Annotated in this window: 10 protein-coding genes, 2 tRNA genes and 2 rRNA genes; 4 read left to right on the top strand and 10 right to left on the bottom strand. The window is 52.8% G+C overall.

Annotation, left to right across the window (positions count from 1 at the left end; translation table 11 throughout):
* Nucleotides 1–74: 74 nt before the first annotated feature.
* The 5 genes from ACFDAU_RS02310 to tyrS all read right to left on the bottom strand — a co-directional run bounded on the left by ACFDAU_RS02310 (nucleotide 75) and on the right by tyrS (nucleotide 6,939).
* Nucleotides 75–2,959: ribosomal RNA gene (locus tag ACFDAU_RS02310) — 23S ribosomal RNA — on the bottom strand.
* 268 nt (nucleotides 2,960–3,227) lie between these two features.
* Nucleotides 3,228–3,303: transfer RNA gene (locus ACFDAU_RS02305), tRNA-Ala, on the bottom strand.
* Between the two features lie 232 nt (nucleotides 3,304–3,535).
* Nucleotides 3,536–3,612: transfer RNA gene (locus tag ACFDAU_RS02300), tRNA-Ile, on the bottom strand.
* Between the two features lie 128 nt (nucleotides 3,613–3,740).
* Nucleotides 3,741–5,280 (bottom strand): 16S ribosomal RNA (locus ACFDAU_RS02295).
* Together the 16S and 23S rRNA genes with 2 tRNA genes alongside form the textbook arrangement of a ribosomal RNA operon.
* 453 nt (nucleotides 5,281–5,733) lie before the next feature.
* Nucleotides 5,734–6,939, bottom strand: coding sequence for a tyrosine--tRNA ligase (tyrS, locus tag ACFDAU_RS02290; RefSeq protein ID WP_413438457.1), 1,206 nt, complete (start codon nucleotides 6,937–6,939; stop codon nucleotides 5,734–5,736).
* A gap of 154 nt (nucleotides 6,940–7,093) precedes the next feature.
* On the opposite strand from tyrS, the gene ACFDAU_RS02285 reads away from it, so the two are divergent.
* Nucleotides 7,094–8,419: an OapA family protein gene (locus ACFDAU_RS02285; RefSeq protein WP_413438456.1), complete on the top strand. Its 1,326-nt coding sequence runs from the start codon at nucleotides 7,094–7,096 to the stop codon at nucleotides 8,417–8,419.
* A 12-nt stretch (nucleotides 8,420–8,431) separates the two neighbouring features.
* On the top strand, nucleotides 8,432–9,535 hold the full coding sequence (locus ACFDAU_RS02280) for an anhydro-N-acetylmuramic acid kinase (protein ID WP_413438455.1): 1,104 nt from the start codon (nucleotides 8,432–8,434) through the stop codon (nucleotides 9,533–9,535).
* 74 nt (nucleotides 9,536–9,609) lie between these two features.
* Here the strand turns inward: ACFDAU_RS02280 and erpA are convergent, their stop codons facing one another.
* The 4 genes from erpA to rplM form a co-directional block, all read right to left on the bottom strand.
* The gene (erpA, locus tag ACFDAU_RS02275; protein ID WP_124704664.1) at nucleotides 9,610–9,960 is read right to left on the bottom strand and encodes an iron-sulfur cluster insertion protein ErpA; all 351 of its coding nucleotides are present in this window, start codon (nucleotides 9,958–9,960) and stop codon (nucleotides 9,610–9,612) included.
* 78 nt (nucleotides 9,961–10,038) lie between these two features.
* Nucleotides 10,039–11,067, bottom strand: a complete 1,029-nt coding sequence (gene argC / locus ACFDAU_RS02270; protein ID WP_413438454.1) for an N-acetyl-gamma-glutamyl-phosphate reductase — start codon at nucleotides 11,065–11,067, stop codon at nucleotides 10,039–10,041.
* Nucleotides 11,068–11,162: 95 nt separating this feature from the next.
* The gene (gene rpsI, locus ACFDAU_RS02265) at nucleotides 11,163–11,555 is read right to left on the bottom strand and encodes a 30S ribosomal protein S9 (RefSeq protein WP_124704662.1); all 393 of its coding nucleotides are present in this window, start codon (nucleotides 11,553–11,555) and stop codon (nucleotides 11,163–11,165) included.
* A 3-nt stretch (nucleotides 11,556–11,558) separates the two neighbouring features.
* Nucleotides 11,559–11,993 carry a 50S ribosomal protein L13 gene (gene rplM / locus ACFDAU_RS02260; protein WP_124704661.1) on the bottom strand — a complete coding sequence of 145 codons (435 nt, stop codon included), beginning with the start codon at nucleotides 11,991–11,993 and terminating at the stop codon, nucleotides 11,559–11,561.
* 263 nt (nucleotides 11,994–12,256) lie between these two features.
* On the opposite strand from rplM, the gene ACFDAU_RS02255 reads away from it, so the two are divergent.
* Nucleotides 12,257–12,847, top strand: a complete 591-nt coding sequence (locus ACFDAU_RS02255; protein WP_413438453.1) for a YdcF family protein — start codon at nucleotides 12,257–12,259, stop codon at nucleotides 12,845–12,847.
* 30 nt (nucleotides 12,848–12,877) lie between these two features.
* Nucleotides 12,878–13,294 (top strand): OsmC family protein, encoded by a 417-nt coding sequence (locus ACFDAU_RS02250; RefSeq protein WP_413438452.1) that lies wholly within the window; start codon nucleotides 12,878–12,880, stop codon nucleotides 13,292–13,294.
* Between the two features lie 24 nt (nucleotides 13,295–13,318).
* Here ACFDAU_RS02250 and ACFDAU_RS02245 read toward each other — a convergent pair whose 3' ends face one another.
* Complete coding sequence (locus ACFDAU_RS02245) at nucleotides 13,319–13,636, bottom strand: DUF2322 family protein (RefSeq protein WP_413438451.1); 318 nt, start codon at nucleotides 13,634–13,636, stop codon at nucleotides 13,319–13,321.
* Between the last annotated feature and the right edge of the window lie 14 nt (nucleotides 13,637–13,650).

Genomic DNA, 13,650 nt, shown 5'->3' with positions numbered 1-13,650 from the left:
GCGTGTTTTGATTGTACTGCGCTGTTTTAATCGCGCTGCGCTGTATTAACCAGTAACCCACTACTTAAGGTTATAGGGTCAAGCCTCACGGGCAATTAGTACTGGTAAGCTTAATGCATTACTGCACTTCCACACCCAGCCTATCAACGTCCTGGTCTCGAACGACCCTTTAGGGGGGTCTAGCCCCCGGGAAATCTCATCTCAAGGCGAGTTTCACGCTTAGATGCTTTCAGCGTTTATCTCTTCCGGATTTAGCTACCCGGCGATACCACTGGCGTGATAACCGGTACACCAGAGATCCGTCCACTCCGGTCCTCTCGTACTAGGAGCAGGTCCCTTCAAATTTCCAGCGCCCACGGCAGATAGGGACCAAACTGTCTCACGACGTTTTAAACCCAGCTCACGTACCACTTTAAATGGCGAACAGCCATACCCTTGGGACCGGCTACAGCCCCAGGATGTGATGAGCCGACATCGAGGTGCCAAACTCCCCCGTCGATGTGAACTCTTGGGAGGAATCAGCCTGTTATCCCCAGAGTACCTTTTATCCGTTGAGCGATGGCCCTTCCATACAGAACCACCGGATCACTATGACCTGCTTTCGCACCTGCTCGACTTGTCAGTCTCGCAGTCAAGCATCCTTTTGCCATTGCACTATCGCTACGATTTCCGACCGTAGCTAGGATACCTTCGTGCTCCTCCGTTACGCTTTGGGAGGAGACCGCCCCAGTCAAACTGCCTACCATGCACGGTCCCCGATCCAGATAATGGACCTAGGTTAGAACCTCAAACACACCAGGGTGGTATTTCAAGGGTGGCTCGACGATATCCGGAGATACCGCTTCAACGCCTCCCACCTATCCTACGCAAGTATGTTCAAAGTCCAATGCAAAGCTACAGTAAAGGTTCATGGGGTCTTTCCGTCTAGCCGCGGGTAGATTGCATCTTCACAAACACTTCAACTTCGCTGAGTCTCAGGAGGAGACAGTGTGGCCATCGTTACGCCATTCGTGCGGGTCGGAACTTACCCGACAAGGAATTTCGCTACCTTAGGACCGTTATAGTTACGGCCGCCGTTTACTGGGGCTTCGATCAAGAGCTTGCACCCCATCACTTAACCTTCCAGCACCGGGCAGGCGTCACACTCTATACGTCCACTTTCGTGTTTGCAGAGTGCTGTGTTTTTATTAAACAGTCGCAGCCACCTTTTCACTGCAACCCCGTTCTGCTCCACGAGCAAGTCGCTTCACATACTAGGGGCACACCTTCTCCCGAAGTTACGGTGTTAATTTGCCGAGTTCCTTCTCCTGAGTTCTCTCAAGCGCCTTAGGATTCTCACCCTGCCCACCTGTGTCGGTTTGCGGTACGGTCGTCCTTGAACTGAAGCTTAGTGGCTTTTCTTGGAAGCATGGTATCGCTCACTTCAGTGCCGTAGCACCTCGTCATCATGCCTCAGCATTGACCCCCCGGATTTGCCTAAGGGATCTGCCTACACACTTAAACCAACTATTCCAACAGTTGGCTGAGTTAACCTTCTCCGTCCCCACATCGCATTCAAGGCCGGTACAGGAATATTAACCTGTTTCCCATCGACTACGCTTCTCAGCCTCGCCTTAGGAGCCGACTCACCCTGCGCCGATGAACGTTGCACAGGAAACCTGGGGCTTTCGGCGAACGGGCTTTTCACCCGTTTTATCGCTACTCATGTCAGCATTCGCACTTCTGATACCTCCAGCAAGGTTCTCACCTCACCTTCAACGGCCTACAGAACGCTCTCCTACCATATGTAATAAATTACATATCCGCAGCTTCGGTGCACAGTTTGAGCCCCGTTACATCTTCCGCGCAGGACGACTCGACCAGTGAGCTATTACGCTTTCTTTAAATGATGGCTGCTTCTAAGCCAACATCCTGGCTGTCTATGCCTTCCCACATCGTTTACCACTTAACTGTGTCTTTGGGACCTTAGCTGGCGGTCTGGGTTGTTTCCCTTTTGACACCGGACGTTAGCACCCGATGTCTGTCTCCCAAGCTCGCACTCTTCGGTATTCGGAGTTTGCAATGGGTTGGTAAGTCGCGATGACCCCCTAGCCATAACAGTGCTCTACCCCCGAAGGTGATACTTGAGGCACTACCTAAATAGTTTTCGGAGAGAACCAGCTATTTCCAGATTTGTTTAGCCTTTCACCCCTATCCACAGCTCATCCCCTAATTTTTCAACATTAGTGGGTTCGGACCTCCAGTGCGTGTTACCGCACCTTCATCCTGGCCATGGATAGATCATCTGGTTTCGGGTCTACGCCCAGCAACTATCGCCCTTATCAGACTCGGTTTCCCTACGCCTCCCCTATTCGGTTAAGCTCGCTACTGAACGTAAGTCGCTGACCCATTATACAAAAGGTACGCAGTCACGGAACAAGTCCGCTCCCACTGTTTGTATGCATGCGGTTTCAGGATCTATTTCACTCCCCTCCCGGGGTTCTTTTCGCCTTTCCCTCACGGTACTGGTTCACTATCGGTCGATTACGAGTATTTAGCCTTGGAGGATGGTCCCCCCATGTTCAGACAGGATTTCTCGTGTCCCGCCCTACTTGTCGCAAACTTAGTTCCACACACAGGTTTTCACGTACGGGGCTATCACCCTCTCTGGCCAGCCTTTCCAGGCTGTTCTGTTAACGTGTGTGCTAAATCTTGCAGGCTGTTCCGCGTTCGCTCGCCACTACTTGCGGAATCTCGGTTGATTTCTTTTCCTCGAGCTACTTAGATGTTTCAGTTCGCTCGGTTCGCTCCACTGAGCCTATGTATTCAGCTCAGGGTACCCCTAAGGGTGGGTTTCCCCATTCGGACATCTGCGGATCAAAGCTTGCTTGCCAGCTCCCCGCAGCTTTTCGCAGGCTGCAACGTCCTTCATCGCCTGTAATCGCCAAGGCATCCACCACATGCACTTAGTCGCTTGACCCTATAACCTTAAGTCTCTCTTGCGAGATTCGCTCAGTTACAGGTTAATCAGCGTTTGCTACCCGATCCAGACTGACTAAGCCCGGATCGGTTGATACAATCAAAACCCGTTTGTCTATCGCCATTCAGGCAGCGATCGCTCGCTGCCCGGCCGGCAATAAACACTTTACTTCTTCCAATTTTTTAAAGAACAGCTCCACTCATAAAGAGTGAGGTCTAAAGTGCGTGCACTTTACACCTGACGCTTCATGGCTACTTCACACGAAACCTGGTGGAGGATGACGGGATCGAACCGACGACCCCCTGCTTGCAAAGCAGGTGCTCTCCCAGCTGAGCTAATCCCCCGTTAAGCGACCTGACCGGCGTAGCGCGGCGTTGCTCGGGCGCTCGTGTGCAACAGCACACGTCGCTTCCTCCCGCCTGGCGCTACTTGGTCAATCCGCTTAACGGTTAACCAAGCTTTTCCGCCAATCACTGATTTGACAGAAGCAAGCGTAGCAAGGTGGAGCCGGGTGCCGCCTACTTATGTAGGCAAGTCCGGCGACAACGCCGCCACGCGCCGCTTATGTCAAATCAGTGGTGGGTCTGGTTGGGCTCGAACCAACGACCCCCGCGTTATCAACACGGTGCTCTAACCAACTGAGCTACAGACCCGGTGTGCAGGATCTGGTCGAAGATGCTGACTCAGGCTGGGACTCTGCCCTGGTCCTGGATCTCGCTTCCGTTTCCTGTTCGACAACAACAACCGATAAGTGTGGATATTTACAACAGGCTTTCTCTAGAAAGGAGGTGATCCAGCCGCAGGTTCCCCTACGGCTACCTTGTTACGACTTCACCCCAGTCATGAATCCTACCGTGGCAAGCGCCCTCCCGAAGGTTAAGCTACCTGCTTCTGGTAATACCCACTCCCATGGTGTGACGGGCGGTGTGTACAAGGCCCGGGAACGTATTCACCGCGACATGCTGATCCGCGATTACTAGCGATTCCGACTTCACGGAGTCGAGTTGCAGACTCCGATCCGGACTACGATCGGCTTTCTGGGATTGGCTCCCCCTCGCGGGTTGGCAACCCTCTGTACCGACCATTGTATTACGTGTGAAGCCCTACCCATAAGGGCCATGAGGACTTGACGTCATCCCCACCTTCCTCCGGTTTGTCACCGGCAGTCCCATTAGAGTGCCCAACTGAATGTAGCAACTAATGGCAAGGGTTGCGCTCGTTGCGGGACTTAACCCAACATCTCACGACACGAGCTGACGACAGCCATGCAGCACCTGTGTTACGGTTCTCTTTCGAGCACCAAGCCATCTCTGGCAAGTTCCGTACATGTCAAGGGTAGGTAAGGTTTTTCGCGTTGCATCGAATTAATCCACATAATCCACCGCTTGTGCGGGCCCCCGTCAATTCCTTTGAGTTTTAATCTTGCGACCGTACTCCCCAGGCGGTCAACTTCACGCGTTAGCTGCGTTACTAAGGAGGTCTCCCTCCCCAACAACTAGTTGACATCGTTTAGGGCGTGGACTACCAGGGTATCTAATCCTGTTTGCTACCCACGCTTTCGTGCATGAGCGTCAGTGTCGACCCAGGGGGCTGCCTTCGCCATCGGTATTCCTCCACATATCTACGCATTTCACTGCTACACGTGGAATTCTACCCCCCTCTGCCGCACTCTAGTCTTTCAGTTTCCAACGCAGTTCCCAGGTTAAGCCCGGGGATTTCACATCAGACTTGAAAAACCGCCTGCGCACGCTTTACGCCCAGTAATTCCGATTAACGCTCGCACCCTACGTATTACCGCGGCTGCTGGCACGTAGTTAGCCGGTGCTTCTTCTTCAGGTACCGTCATTAATCTCAGGTATTAGCCAAGATCGTTTCTTCCCTGCTGAAAGAGCTTTACAACCCGAAGGCCTTCTTCACTCACGCGGAATGGCTGGATCAGGCTTGCGCCCATTGTCCAAAATTCCCCACTGCTGCCTCCCGTAGGAGTCTGGACCGTGTCTCAGTTCCAGTGTGGCTGATCATCCTCTCAGACCAGCTACTGATCGTCGCCTTGGTAGGCCTTTACCCCACCAACTAGCTAATCAGACGTCGGCCGCTCCAATAACGCAAGGTCCGAAGATCCCCTGCTTTCCCCCGTAGGGCGTATGCGGTATTAGCACAGCTTTCGCTGCGTTATCCCCCATTACATGGATACGTTCCGACGTATTACTCACCCGTTCGCCACTCGCCACCAGGAGCAAGCTCCCGTGCTGCCGTTCGACTTGCATGTGTAAAGCATTCCGCCAGCGTTCAATCTGAGCCAGGATCAAACTCTTCAGTTTAATTCCTGTGTGCGATTCAGTCTCGTCCTAAGACTCCACCAAACCGCGGTCGCTCATTCTCAAAGTTTTAATGCTTTAAGTCTGAGCACTTGCAATTTCTTACTTCCCTCTTCCAGTTACCAGTTACCCAGTTCCCAAAATCAGGTACCCATCGCAAATACCCACACTTATCGGTTGTCTTGTTGTTAAAGAGCGGTGATTCCAATTTCATTCATTCTCGCCTCAATCAGCGAGGTGCGAATTATACTTACTTAAATCCGCATGTCAACAACATTTTCAAAATCCAGAACTCACAAAGTTTTCACAAAACGCTATTAACTAGATGATTTTAATCTGTTTTCTGCGCATGCCGATCAACAACGAGATGCGAATTATACAGCCCTAAAACACGCCGTCAATCGTTTTTTCATAAAAAGTACATCATGCCAATCGATGTGCTTTAAGTTCAATATGTTAGACGATTGTGACTCGGGCAAATTTACGCTTTCCAACCTGCACCACCACACACGTGCCCGCGTTCAACACCCATGTTTTATCGCTGATCTTGTCGCCATCCATCCTCACCCCGCCCTGCTCGATCATGCGCATGGCATCAGAGGTGCTGGTTGTGAGCCCCGCCTGCTTGAGCACTTGCGTAATGGACAGACTGCCATTATCAGCCCGCAAACTTACCTCCGGCATCACATCAGGGATGGCGCCCTGCCTGAAGCGCGCCTCGAAATCGTTTAGTGCCTGGGCTGCCGCCGCAGGGCCATGAAAACGCGCCACAATTTCCTGGGCGAAGCGCACTTTGGTATCGCGAGGATTCGCTCCGGCATTGACCTGTTCACGCCAGCCAACGATAGTTTCCAAGGATTCGAAAGAAAGCAACTCTATATAACGCCACATCAGCTCATCAGACACAGACATGATTTTGCCAAATATTTCCGAGGGCGCTTCTGTGATGCCTATATAGTTGCCCAGCGATTTGGACATTTTGTTAACGCCATCCAGACCTTCCAGTAAAGGCATGGTGAGGACGCATTGCGGAGTCTGTCCATGTTGCTTCTGTAGTTCGCGCCCCATTAGCAGGTTAAATTTCTGGTCCGTACCACCCAGTTCCAAATCCGCGTGGAGCGCCACAGAATCATAGCCCTGCACCAACGGGTAGAGAAATTCATGTATGGCGATAGGCTGGTTTCCCTTATACCGTTTGTGGAAGTCATCCCGCTCCAGCATTCGCGCCACAGTATGGCTGGCCGCTAGCTTGACCATCCCTGCCGCTCCCAGCCTATCCATCCAGGTGGAGTTGAATACCACTTCGGTTTGCTCGGGTTGGAGTATTTTGAATACCTGATCGGTATAAGATCTGGAGTTTTCCAGCACCTGCTCGCGCGTCAACGCCGGACGTGTGGCATTTTTACCCGTAGGATCGCCAATCATGCCGGTGAAATCCCCTATCAGGAACAAGGCATGATGTCCCAAATCCTGCAACTGACGCATTTTGTTCAGCAGTACTGTGTGGCCCAAGTGCAGATCGGGCGCAGTCGGGTCAAAACCTGCTTTCACGCGCAAGCGTTTACCTGTGCGCAGCTTCTCCACCAACTCCTGCTCTACGATCAACTCATCGCAACCGCGCCTGATAATGCGCAGGGTTTCTTGTATTTCCGAATCAGTCATTACCGCCTCGAGTGTTTTCTCAAAAATAGAACATAAATTTAAAGATATTTACTTATTGACCGCTATATAACTTCATGAAACGGATTCCCACGCTTTCCGCTTTGGCCCCAATCTGTTAAGCTCACGCGTCAAATCTGTATGGAAAGGCGGCACAATGACCAACCAAAAAGCAGTAAGTTTAACGCATGCCGACAAATTGCATGCGCGTAAAGTGCGCCTGCGCTGGCTGGTCGCCGCATCCGCCTTACCACTTTTTGGCATCATTGCTGCCTTTGGTGTCGCGCCACAAACGGATACCAACAATATTCCCGTTAGCACTGTCATTGAGAATCTGACCGTTCCCTCCACCATAATCGAGGCTGACAATTCCATCCCGTCGACCGCCTATTGGCGCGACGAACGCATTGAATCCGGCGACACTGTAGCCACGATTCTTGACCGACTGGGCGTATCCAGTGAAGAAAGCGCGAAATTCCTTCACAACCCGGCGGCTACCCGCGCGCTTGCGCAAATCAAGCCCGGTAGACGCATCCAGGCTCAAACGACCGACTCCGGTGAACTGTTGTGGTTACGCCATATCAATTCCTCTGGCTCGCTGTTGCAAATCTCCAGACAGGGACAAAATTTTACGGTCACGCAACAGCAAGCTGCGCTGGAAACCAGAACTGTCATGAAATCTGGTGAAATTCACAATTCATTGTTTGGCGCCACTGATGCGGCTGGCATACCAGACAGCATTGTCACCCAAATGGCTACGCTGTTTTCCGCCGATATTGATTTCCACCGTGATATACGCCGCGGCGACCAATTCAAGGTTGTTTACGAGGTGTTGTACAGCAGTGGTGAACCAGTCATGACTGGGCACATACTGGCAGCCGAGTTTACCAATAACGGCCACACATACAAGGCCGTCTACTTCCGGCAACCCGATGGCAAAGGCGAGTATTACACTCCGGACGGCAAGTCCCTGAAAAAAGCTTTTTTGCGTTCGCCGATCGAATTCTCTCGCATCTCTTCCGGCTTTGGCATGCGTTACCACCCCATCCTGAAGCAATGGCGAGAGCACAAAGGCGTTGATTATGCGGCGCCTGCAGGCACCAAAATCAAGGCCGTCGCCGATGCAGTAGTGGCTTTTGCTGGCCAGGAAAACGGCTACGGCAACTTTATCCTGCTGCAGCACAGCGGCAATTACAGCACAGCATATGGTCACCTGTCAGCGTTCGCCAAAGGTCTGCACAAAGGCGAAAAAATCCACCAGGGTGACGTGATTGGGTATGTAGGTAGCACCGGTTGGGCTACCGGCCCCCATTTACACTTTGAGTTCCGTATTGCAGGCGTGGCGGTAAATCCGCTTACCGCAAAAATTCCTTACGCTTTCCCGATCTCGGCTCAATATCAGCCCATGTTCCGTAGTGCCACGCAGCCATTGGTCGCCAAGCTCAATTTGTTGAATGGCACCAATCTGGCAGCCCTGGAATAACCGCCAGTCAAATTGGCTGGACCTCCATATTTCATCGGACTCATGTCCGGCACCAGCCTGGACGGCATTGACGCCGCGTTGGTGCAATTTGATTTAACGCAATTCGCGGGTCACCTCATTCACACGGTCTATTTGCCTTATCCAGAGACGCTGCGCGAGAAATTGTTGGAGATTCATTTCTCTGGGGACGACGAAATCCACCGTGCTGCCCTGCTGTCAAATGAATTATCCGGGTTGTACAGTCAGGCTGTATCCAGATTGCTGGCCGAAAGCGCTACCGCCCCCGGCAACATTGATGCTATTGGTTGCCACGGACAAACCGTAAGGCATCGGCCGGACGCCGGCTACACGATACAACTGGCCAATCCCAGCCTGCTCGCCGAACTTACCGGCATAACAGTGGTGGCGGATTTCCGCAGTCGCGACATTGCCGCCGGTGGCCAAGGTGCGCCACTCGTCCCCGCTTTCCATGCAGCCGCATTGCGTCACCCCACAATACATCGCGTCATCGTCAATATTGGTGGCATCTCCAACCTGACGGATTTACCACCCAGCGGGAAAATCATCGGTTTTGATTGCGGTCCCGGCAATTTACTCATGGACGTCTGGTGTCAACGCCATACCGGCCAGCAATTTGACCCTGCCGGAACATGGGCGTTAGGTGGAGAAAATCTGCCTCAGTTATTTAAAAAGCTTGCGGCGCACACCTTTTTTTCGGCACCCGCGCCGAAAAGCGCCGGTCGTGAGGAATTCAATCTGGATTGGCTAATCAGCCATTTGTCCGGGGATGAATCTGCACAAGATGTGCAGGCAACGCTGCTGAAGCTGACCACTTACGGCATTACCCAAGCCATAGAAACATATAGCCCCAAGGCACAAGAGATTTATATCTGCGGCGGTGGTGCGCACAATACAGCGCTCATGCAATCATTACATACAGCCCTTCCAGGAAAATTGCTTGCCTCCATCGACGCGCTTGGCATTAGCCCAGACTGGCTTGAGGCGCACGCCTTTGCCTGGCTGGCTCGACAGACCCTTTTAGGATTGCCGGGCAATCTGACGGAAGTCACCGGCGCACGCCACCCCTGCGTTTTGGGCGCGGTATATCCGGCATAGAACATGGTGCGGATAAAAAAACAGGCTGCCATATGGCAGCCTGTTTTTTAGGATGATGCTACTTATTGCTTTACTCAGGCAGAAAACGAAGAACCGCAACCGCAGGTGGATGTGGCATTCGGATTCTTGATCACAAACTGCGCGCCTTCCAGACCTTCCTGATAATCAATTTCGGCACCAGCCAGGTATTGGTAGCTCATCGGATCAATCAACAGCGTCACGCCGTTCTTGACCATCGGCGTATCGTCTTCATTCATCACTTCGTCAAAGGTAAAGCCATACTGGAAACCGGAGCAGCCGCCACCAGTGACGAATACACGCAGTTTCAGGTCGGGGTTACCTTCTTCTTCGATCAGCTGTTTCACTTTGTTGGCAGCATTGTCGGTAAAGACAAGCACACTGGGCATTTCAGTCATGGCATTCATTACTTACTCCTTAAAACTTGAAAAGTTCGTTCGTCATTATGGACAGGACCCACGCTTACGTCAATGACTACCCATTGGTCAAGGCAACAGACCGATTAGTTCCAGGCCCATGGTTTCAGGCAACCCAAACATGATGTTCATATTCTGTACCGCCTGGCCGGATGCGCCCTTCACCAGATTATCTATCGCCGACAAAATCACCAGCGTATTGCCGCCCTGCGGGCGATGCAGCGCAATACGACAGGTATTGGAGCCGCGCACCGATCGGGTTTCTGGATGCGATCCAAAGGGCAGCACATCCACGAACGGCTCGTCCTGATAACGCTGTTCAAACAGCGCCTGCAGATCGGAGTCGCCGGTCAAGCGCGCATACAGCGTAGCATGAATGCCACGAATCAGCGGCGTGAGATGCGGCACAAAAGTCAGACCTACCGGTTTGCCGGCATAACGAGCCAACCCCTGGCTAATTTCCGGTAAATGGCGATGCCCGGAAGCAGCATAAGCCTTGAAATTATCACCTGCCTCGGCAAACAGTGTTCCTACTTCAGCTTTACGACCAGCTCCACTCACCCCGGATTTGGCATCGGCAATCAGGTAGCTCTCATCCACCATACCGGCTTCCAGCAATGGCAAAAATCCCAACTGAACCGCCGTGGGATAACACCCGGGATTCGCAATCAGCTGCGCAGTCTTGATCTGCTCGCGATTTACCTCGGGCAAACCGTACACCGCCTGCGCCACCAGATCAGGGCAGGCGTGCTCCATGCCATACCATTTTTGCCAAACCCCGAGATCCTGAATGCGGAAATCCGCTGCAAGGTCAATAACTCTCACACCGGCTGTCAGCAATTCACGCGCCTGCTGCATGGCAATGCCGTTGGGTGTGGCAAAAAATACCACGTCGCATTTGTCCAGCCCGGCATCTTGCGGGTCGCAAAACCTCAAATCTATATGACCACGCAAATTTGGGAACATGTCCGCGACCGGCATTCCGGCTTCCTTGCGCGACGTAATCGCCACTATCTCTGCCTGTGGATGGCGCGCCAGCAGGCGCAATAACTCCACGCCCGTGTAGCCGGTGCCGCCAACGATACCCACTTTGACCATCTGATTTCCCCTCTACTGTAGGTTTCCAATGATACCGCGAACGCACAATGAAAAAAGCCGCCCGATGAGGGCGGCTTTTTCTGTGCTCCGAACGCTTAACGCTTGGAGAACTGTTTGGCCCTACGTGCTTTACGCAGACCGACTTTCTTACGTTCCACTTCACGCGCATCACGCGTCACCAAACCAGCCTTCTTGAGTGCAGGTTTGAGTTCAGCATCAAACTCGATCAAAGCGCGCGTAATACCATGACGGACTGCTCCGGCTTGACCGGATTCGCCACCGCCGTGCACGTTTACCATAATATCAAAAGTAGCCGAGTTGTTAGTCAGCTCCAATGGTTGACGCACCACCATGCGACCGGTTTCACGCGAAAAATACTCGTCAACAGGCTTGTCGTTCACAACGATATTGCCCTTGCCAGGCTTGATGAACACCCGTGCCACTGAACTCTTGCGGCGGCCGGTGCCGTAATAATAGTTTCCGATCATTGCTTATCCTCTGATTTCCAGCGCTTTAGGTTGCTGCGCAGCATGGGGATGCTCACCACCGGCGTAACACTTGAGCTTCTTGATCATGGCGTAGCCCAATGGGCCTTTGGGCAACATGCCTTTAACCGCTTTTTCCAGCACACGGCCGGGGAAACGCGCTTGCATCTTGGCAAAAGTCGTTTCGTAAATACCGCCAGGATAGCCGGTGTGACGATAGTACTTCTTGTCTTCTGCCTTGTTGCCAGTTACTTTCAGTTTGTCCACGTTCACAACCACGATAAAATCGCCGGTATCAACGTGGGGAGTAAATATGGGCTTGTGCTTGCCACGTAGACGATACGCAACTTCGGCCGCCACATGGCCGAGCACTTTGTCCGTGGCATCAACCACGAACCATTCACGCACGACTTCGTGCGCTTTAGCGGAAAAGGTTTTCATTCGAAACCCCTGAGAATCTGGATGAGGAAAGCCGCGCATTTTACGGCCATCTGGAGAGACTGTCAAACCACTGTTAGAATCCAGCCTTTCAATTGGCATCAAATTCCATGAACTGGCTGGCCACAAATCTGATTAGCTCCTTGCTACTCCCCCCGCTGAACCTTATTTTGCTGGGTTTCGCAGGCTTCGTTCTATTACGGCGTCGACTAGCACTGGCTCGCGTCCTGATATTTGTATCGCTTTCATTTCTGGGTATCTTATCCATGCCTGCAGTAGGATATCGCCTGCTGGCGCAACTGGAACCCTATCCCGCCCTGAATCCGGCACACCTGCCACAGGCAGACGCTATCGTCATCCTGGGCGCCGGCACCTACTTCGACGCACCCGAGTATGGTGGCGACACGGTTGACTCCCTGGCGCTGGAACGCTTGCGTTATGGCGCCCGTCTGGCGCGCCTCACGGGCTTACCCATCCTGGTAACCGGTGGCAAACCTGCTGGCGGCAAACCCCAGGCAACAATGATGCAAACCTCGCTGGTACAGGACTTCCACGTACCTGCCCGCTGGGAGGAATCGCATTCCAACACAACCTGGGAAAATGCTCGCAACAGCTACGCGCTGCTTGCGCCCACCGACGTACGACGCATATTTCTGGTCACCCATGCCTGGCATTTACCGCGTGCCGTTTACTCGTTTGAAAAAGCGGGCTTTCGCGTCATTCCTGCAGGTACCGGTTTTACGCTGGCAAACAAAATCCGCATCATGGATTTCATCCCTCAGCCACGCGGCCTGCAGGCCAGTTATTATGCGATGCACGAAGCTATCGGGCTTATCTGGTATCGGTTAAAAGGCTAAAATCACATCTCGCCAGCACAGGGGTTACACATGCAAGCACGTATCAAATGGGTGGAAAATGTTGCGTTTCTGGGTGAGACCGGCAGTGGTCATGCCGTATTAATGGATGGCGCTCCTGAGGGCGGCGGTCGCAACCTGGGGCCGCGCCCGATGGAATTGGTCCTCATCGGCACTGGCGGTTGCACCGCTTACGATGTGGTGCACATCCTGAAAAAATCACGTGCGGAGATTAGCGATTGCGTGGCCGAAATCCAGGCGGAACGCGCTGGCGAAGACCCAAAAGTATTCACCAAAATCCACTTTCATTTCATCGTTACCGGCAAAAATCTCAAGCCGGAACAGGTCGAACGCGCAATCCATTTATCCGCTGAAAAGTATTGCTCTGCCTCGATCATGCTCGGAAAAACTGCCACGATCACCCATGATTTCGAGATACGGGAAGTCTAGCCGGAGAAATTGGTTTGGCGGCAATTACACCGGGTAACAACGCACCGAGTAATAGATATCCTGCTCGATTGATTGCAGCAGCCGGTCGATATTCGGATGCTTGCCAGGGTGCGCACGCGCGTCTTCGGTGTGCTCGGCAAATAACGCCAGCGCTTCCTCGGCGGCTTTGGGACCCACACCACCCCATTTGAGCGCGACATGGTAATAGACCCGGAACGAGCCGCTGCTGCCCGGTTTGTTTTCAATCACCGCCGCGACTTCGCCGTCTTCGCCGAACAGCTTCATCAACCCGAAGGCATCCACGTTTTCCAGCTTTTCCAGGTTTTCTGCAAAATTCGTCATCACTTCTTTCCCAA

Source organism: Sulfuriferula sp. GW1 (genome assembly GCF_047300855.1).
GTDB lineage: Bacteria > Pseudomonadota > Gammaproteobacteria > Burkholderiales > Sulfuriferulaceae > Sulfuriferula.
Note: the sequence above shows the minus strand (reverse complement) of the source record. Positions and strands in the feature narration are given on the sequence as shown.

Coding starts and splice junctions, on each gene's coding strand:
- ACFDAU_RS02285 (WP_413438456.1), top strand. CDS start 7,094: ATGACCAACCAAAAAGCAGTAAGTTTAACGCATGCCGACAAATTGCAT.
- tyrS (WP_413438457.1), bottom strand. CDS start 6,939: ATGACTGATTCGGAAATACAAGAAACCCTGCGCATTATCAGGCGCGGT.
- ACFDAU_RS02255 (WP_413438453.1), top strand. CDS start 12,257: ATGCCTGCAGTAGGATATCGCCTGCTGGCGCAACTGGAACCCTATCCC.
- ACFDAU_RS02250 (WP_413438452.1), top strand. CDS start 12,878: ATGCAAGCACGTATCAAATGGGTGGAAAATGTTGCGTTTCTGGGTGAG.
- rplM (WP_124704661.1), bottom strand. CDS start 11,993: ATGAAAACCTTTTCCGCTAAAGCGCACGAAGTCGTGCGTGAATGGTTC.
- erpA (WP_124704664.1), bottom strand. CDS start 9,960: ATGAATGCCATGACTGAAATGCCCAGTGTGCTTGTCTTTACCGACAAT.
- rpsI (WP_124704662.1), bottom strand. CDS start 11,555: ATGATCGGAAACTATTATTACGGCACCGGCCGCCGCAAGAGTTCAGTG.
- argC (WP_413438454.1), bottom strand. CDS start 11,067: ATGGTCAAAGTGGGTATCGTTGGCGGCACCGGCTACACGGGCGTGGAG.
- ACFDAU_RS02245 (WP_413438451.1), bottom strand. CDS start 13,636: ATGACGAATTTTGCAGAAAACCTGGAAAAGCTGGAAAACGTGGATGCC.